The 6,123-nt window shown below is 51.7% G+C and carries 4 protein-coding genes; all 4 read right to left on the bottom strand.

Translation table 11 applies throughout. The features are described 5' to 3' along the window. Positions 1-99: 99 nt before the first annotated feature. Complete coding sequence (gene mce, locus ACTG33_RS15635) at positions 100-513, bottom strand: methylmalonyl-CoA epimerase (protein WP_439136154.1); 414 nt, start codon at positions 511-513, stop codon at positions 100-102. 15 nt (positions 514-528) lie between these two features. Continuing rightward, positions 529-3,384 carry a biotin/lipoyl-containing protein gene (locus ACTG33_RS15640; protein ID WP_439136155.1) on the bottom strand — a complete coding sequence of 952 codons (2,856 nt, stop codon included), beginning with the start codon at positions 3,382-3,384 and terminating at the stop codon, positions 529-531. A gap of 72 nt (positions 3,385-3,456) precedes the next feature. After that, complete coding sequence (locus ACTG33_RS15645) at positions 3,457-5,136, bottom strand: acyl-CoA carboxylase subunit beta (RefSeq protein ID WP_439136156.1); 1,680 nt, start codon at positions 5,134-5,136, stop codon at positions 3,457-3,459. Positions 5,137-5,777: 641 nt separating this feature from the next. Continuing rightward, positions 5,778-6,123, bottom strand: a 346-nt coding sequence (locus tag ACTG33_RS15650; protein WP_439136157.1) for a helix-turn-helix domain-containing protein, incomplete at its 5' end; no start/stop codon positions are given.

Raw genomic sequence — 6,123 nt, forward strand, 5'->3', positions numbered from 1 at the left:
TTCTCTCATGTTCAGCTCGGTGCAGAGCTGTTTGAATACTGTACTAAGTTTGACGTTCTTGTCAGGCATCGCTTTCAGCGGTGCCTGTGGAATCACGGATTAATGATGGCCTTCTTGGGGCTCATTCAATTCGATCAGGACCCCATCACAACTTTTTGGATGAATAAAGATCACCTTGCAGTTGTGGGCGCCGATGGTGGGGGCGTCAGACAGGAATTGATATCCCTTGTCTTTCAGACGCGCCACATCAGCTTCAATATCGTCACTGCGAAAACACAGGTGGTGCATACCGCCGCCTTTCTTTTCAAGATAGCCGGCAATCGGTCCTTCGCCATTCAGCGGGTGAACCAGCTCAATGCTGGTCTCCGGCAGAGGGAAAAACGCGGTACTGGTTTTGGCAGCAGGGACGTCTTCTTTGCCTTCGTATTTGAGGCCGAAGTCTTCCATGAAGCGTTTAATGGCCTTGTCCAGATCAGGCACAGCAATGGCAATATGGTCCAGAGCAACAATCATCGTGCATCCCCCAATTTAGGCGTTAAGAGTCAGTTGTGACAAAAAGACATCGGTCTCGGCTCTACGGCGTGCCTGAATTTCTTCGTCGGTTTCCACTTCAACCACTTCATCGGGAGTGATTTTGAAGATGGGTTGTCCCTTCTTAATAATAGTCCCATCCAGATCCACCAGGATTTTGTCGATGGTACCGGAGAAGGGCGCGGTCACTTTGTTAAACATCTTCATCACTTCGATGATGTAGAGCGGCTCACCGGCGTTGAAATGGCTGCCTTCTTCAACAAAAGCGGGCATGCCCGGTGCTTCACATGAGTAGAACATACCACCGGTAGGCGCAAGAATCTCGTCAGACTTCGCAACGGGAGGTGGTACCAGTACCTTGGCCATGGCTTTTTGCAGAGCTTCTTCGGTGAGACGATCCGGAATGTCGATGCTCAGATCTTCATTCACTTTCAGGTCGAAGAAGTTGGTGCGGTAGCCAATGTAGGCCAGCAGGCTCAGAATTTCGCTACCTGCCTGATAGCCAACGTGCGCAGACTGAGCGGCAGCCCACTGATCAGCATCGATACCGGCAGGTGCACTGCCAGCCAGCAGTTCAACGATCTGGCTGTAATCATTGGTGCCCAGCTTTTCTTCCAGCGTGTCATAAAAGGCAATGGCTTGCTGCAGCAGGTCGTTGTCGTGATCCCAGATCATTTCCGCAGCGGCTTTGCTCTCGCAGTAGTCCATGTTCAGGAAGTGATAGGTCTCGGCGAGAATGCGAACCGGGTTTTGATTCCAGACCAGCTTGCCGCTGTCCATGGAGTAAGCCGGTTGGTTGACGCTCAGCCAGCCAGCCAGCATGTGGGGCTCAGCCAGCAGTTTTTCCACTGGGCGAGTCAGCAACAATTGCTTGCGGGCCAGTACCGTTTGCAGGGCAGATTTCTCTTCGTTTGAGCTGCAGGTGGCCAGAACTTTGTTGCCCACTTGCTTGTAAGCGTAGTTCACGTCCAGATTATTGGCTTCCTGCTTCAGCAGGCCAACCGCTGTCAGGTAAGGCACGATAAAGCGAGTGGTCGGACGGGCATTGATGTTATTGCCCAGGAACCAGTTCACTAATCCATAGTGGAATTCCAGGTTGGTGGCCAGATCTTTACCGCGCAGCTCGGTGACACGCAACACTTCGGCCATGGCGTCATAGGTGTTAGTGCGGTCTTCACCAACGGTCAACAGCAGGGCGATGTTGGAATCGTAAGCGCCAGCCAGGTGATACTTCATGAACACGTCGGTATCAGGATTGTGCAAGCTGATGCCCTGATCGTCACGGATTTCGCCGTCGATCGGGTTGGACCAGTTTTCGATTACGCCGCCAGCGTGTGGTTGCAGAGCCTGGTTGGTGGCGTTCATACGCGCTTCAACGGAGGCTTTGCTGCGCAGAATGCGCTCAGGTTTTGGCAGTTTGGTGCTGTGCGCTGCGATCAATACCATCACTTCAACCAAAGATTCAGCGATAAAGAATTCTTCGCTGTTGTCCGGGTTGGTGAACTTCAGTTTGTAGCACAGCTCAGTAACACGGTGCTCAACCTGAATACGGGTATTCATTTCCATGAAGTAGTGAGACTCGCCGTCTACGATACATTCGAATGTACCGACGGAATCCAGTTTCACGGCTTCACCGAAGACGGCACCTTCGTGTTCCATTTTTTCCAGGATCACCAGGTCTTTCTTCAGCTGTTCAGCTTCAGCGGTTTTGCCTGCGGCTTCTGCCACGGCGATTGCGTCTTTCAGTTCTTCTTCGGTGACAGACACTTCCAGCAGTTTCTGTTCGTGCATTTGCAGGGAGCAATCGCGGCCACCCATGGTCATGCACCATTCACCGTTACCCACTACCTGAATTTCCTGGTGGCGAGTGGTGTCGATGTTCATCTCGATGAGAACGTTTTTGTTGTCGCCCACACCGTTGGTTTTCAGCTCGATCAGACACTCCAGTACCAGTGACGGCACGTTGGCTGCGGCTTTTTCCACTTTTTCTTCGAGCGTAGCGCCTTCGTAGGAATTAGCGGATTGCAAAATACGCTGACCTTTACCACCACCGCCGGCAATGGCTTTCAGGCGGAAGCGGTTGTTAGGCTTCTCGGCCAGCATACGCTTGGCTTCTACCTGCAACGCAGCACCAATGTCAGCAGCGTTGATGATGTCGATGCCAGCATCGTAGGATGCGGCCAGCAACGCAAGAGCTTGCTCTTCTTCGTCTTTGCATGCGCCGAAATCAACGGTCAGGTTGTTGTCAGCAGCGCATTTTTCCAGACCGTCTTTACCGTATTTGGAAAACAGGGCCAGACTGGTGGCGTTGTTAACACCTGGAGTCACCGATACACCGGTTTCCAGTGCGGTACGCTTGGCCTGATCTTTCATGCCAGCGGATTTCTGAGTGAAAGAGCAGGGGCCGATAAAGTTCAGGCCAGCTTGTTCCATGGATTCAACCATCTCAGCGTCTTCGGACATAAAACCGTAGCCTGCAAAGATAGAGTTGTAGCCGTTGGAATGGGCGATGTTAATGATCTGCTTGATGCGTTGCGCACGCTCTTCTTTATCGGCACCGGTGTAGTCAGGTACGCGATGAATGTTGTTGGGTTTTGTCAGTTTGCGCAGTTCAGGTGCCAGAGCATTCTGGTAGGTAATGGAGTCTTTTTCGGACAGTAAAATACCGTAGTGCTCAATGCCCATTTCTTCGAAAACGTCGATGGCTTCCTTACGGATCGGGCCACGACAGATGATCAGTGGACGCATGTGGGTACAGTCAAAGCTGCGAACCCACTCGCTGTCAGCATTAGCCAGACGACGATCCTTGTGGATCAGAGAGTTGTTCAGATAGTTAGTGTTGCTGTCTTTCACGGCTCTAGCCTCTTTCAAATTCGGTTGTTTAGGTGCCTTGTTGGTGTGGGCGCGAATTCAGTAATTCAGAAATTAATGAAATTCACGCTGCGGACCGGCGAAAGGTTCTGGTGTGTAATGACTCAAATGGAAATCCATTTGTTTACACAGCACTTCACGCAGATCAGAAGGCATAACAATTTGAGAAATAGAGCCCAGACTCAGGGCTTCGTTGGGGTTCATCAGTTCCGCTTCGTAGCGGTCTTTCAGGGTTTTGTCCTGAGCCGCTTGCCATGCCAGTACGTCAGCTTCAGCCTCACCTGCGGCCAAGCGCTTTTTCACTTCGGCGCGGATCGCTCTGACTTCGTCTTTGTAAACAAACTCAACACCGGCTGGTCCCATGACCGCAGCGCGGGTAGAGGGCAGGGCGCAAACAAAGTCAGCACCGGTAGGGTAGTTGTTGTATGACGCGTAAGCACCCCCAAAGGCGTTACGGATAATCATCAGGAAGCGCGGTGTGCGCAGATCGATGATGGCGTCCAGCATGGCGCGGCCAGCCTGAACAATACCGCCAGCTTCCTGTTCACGACCAGGCAGGAAGCCGGTGGTGTCTTCCATAAAGATCATGGGAATGTTGTACAGGTTACAGAAGCGGATAAAGCGGGCGTTCTTCAGAGCGGCATCAATGTCGATCTGGCCGGAAGCCACAGCAGAGTTGTTGGCAACAAAGCCAATCACGTTACCGCCCATACGACCCAGAGCACACACGGTGTTGCGGGCACGATCCGGTTGGATTTCCATGAAATCACCGTGGTCGCACAGCTGCTGGATCATAATGGTCACGTCCAGCGGCGTGTTGAAACCGCTGGGCGAGTTGAAGGCTTTCTTCAGCAGAATGTCGATGTCCCAGGTTTTACGATCAATGGGATCAGAGGTTGGCTGAAAAGGAGCCAGAACGGCGTTGTTGTCCGGAATGTAGTTCAGCAGCGCTTTTACTTTGCGCAGAGCGGCGACTTCGTCAGGCACTACAAAATCGGTAACGCCAGACTGGCTGTGAACACCGGGACCACCCAGCTCGTCAGGAGTGACGTCTTCACCCAGAACAGATTTTACAACACCCGGGCCAGTGAGGCCGAAGAAGGTTTCGTTCGGTTGAATCAGGAAAGAGCCCTGACGTGGCAGGTAAGAGCCGCCACCGGCATTAAAGCCGAACATACACATGATGGAAGGCACCACACCGCTGATTTTGCGCAGGGCGGTGAAGGCTTCTGCGTAGCCGTCCAGGCCGCCAACACCGGCGGGGACGAAAGCACCGGCGGAGTCGTTCATGCCCACCAGTGGAATACGACGCTTGCCGGCCAATTCAAACAGGCGGGCCAGTTTTTTACCGTTAGTGGCGTCCATAGAACCGGCGCGTACGGTGAAATCGTGACCGTAAACCGCCACATCGCGGCCGTTGATTTTCACAACGGCAGTGACAATAGAAGCACCGTCGAGATTTTTACCCCAGTTCTGGAACAGAACCTGAGGATCTTCGTCGGTCAGAAAAGCGAGACGTTCCCAGATGGTCATACGCTGTTTGGCGTGCTGACGCTCAACGGCGGGTACACCGGCCGCTTTACGGGGACGTTGGATCAGATCGTAACCTTGTTTCAGATTTTCTTCGTACAAACCCGGCTCATATGAAGCCTGCCCGGGAACACTGAATTCCACTTCTGCAGCATCATCGAATGGGTTGACGAGAGTTGCCTGCGGCTTAGTTGCGTTCGTCATGCTTATTCCAGCTCTTATCATGTTGACGTTTGGGATCAGGCGCCTGGCCCAGTCCTGTTTATCTGTGCCTGCCTGTTGCGAGGTTGCTTGCTTGAAGCGTACTTACAACATGTTCTTACAACAGGACCAATTTAGATGGGTGGATATTAGTGCCTAATGTCTATATTTGGAATAGTGAAATACCGTCTTATTGACAGGTGTGTTCAATAGTAAGTTATTGATAAGTATGAATAAATAAAATTAATGCGGATTTTATTGTTACAAAAAAATATAATCAAAATAGACATAAACATACTTATAAAATTCATTTATGTGATTTTAACTGGTAGAAAGTGTCTATTTGATGAATTAAATGCTGCATATTGCTCACTGCGAGTGCGGTGTGAGCGTGTTTGTGCACGCTGGCTGTGCGAGGTCATGAGGTCTGTATGGGGGTTTGCTAGATAGCATAGAGCAAAAATGTGGAATCTGCTCAAGGGCAAAAATGAGTTGGCGTTTTTGTCTATATTGACAGTCTACAGCGGCTAACTGACCCTGGGAGGGTAACTTGCTGCCTGATTTGGAGGCGGTCTTGTTGCCTATTAGGGCGATGCCTTACTGCTTAGCGCGATGCCTTACTGCTTAAAGAGATGCCTTGCTGCTTAAAGAGATGCCTTGCTGCGGGATTGTCGGGCGGAGCGAAAGGCCCGTGGTGTTTGACCTGACCACTGTTTGAAAGCTCGGGTGAAGGCTCTGGGTTCACTGAAATCCAGCAATCTCGCCACTTCCGCAATATTCAGACTGCGATTGGCCAACAGCTTATTGGCCAGATCGCTGCGGAGATTGTCTTTGATCTGCTGATAACTGGTGCCCTCCGCATTCAGCTTGCGGCGCAGGGTTTGTTCGCTGATATCCAGTTGCTCGGCTATTTCGTGAGACTTGGGCAATCGCAATACGGTGTTGGGCTTGGGGTGCAGCATCTGGTTGATACGCGCCGTGAGGCTGGTG

It is taken from the genome of Pseudomaricurvus sp., from assembly GCF_965662505.1.
Classification (GTDB): domain Bacteria; phylum Pseudomonadota; class Gammaproteobacteria; order Pseudomonadales; family Cellvibrionaceae; genus Pseudomaricurvus.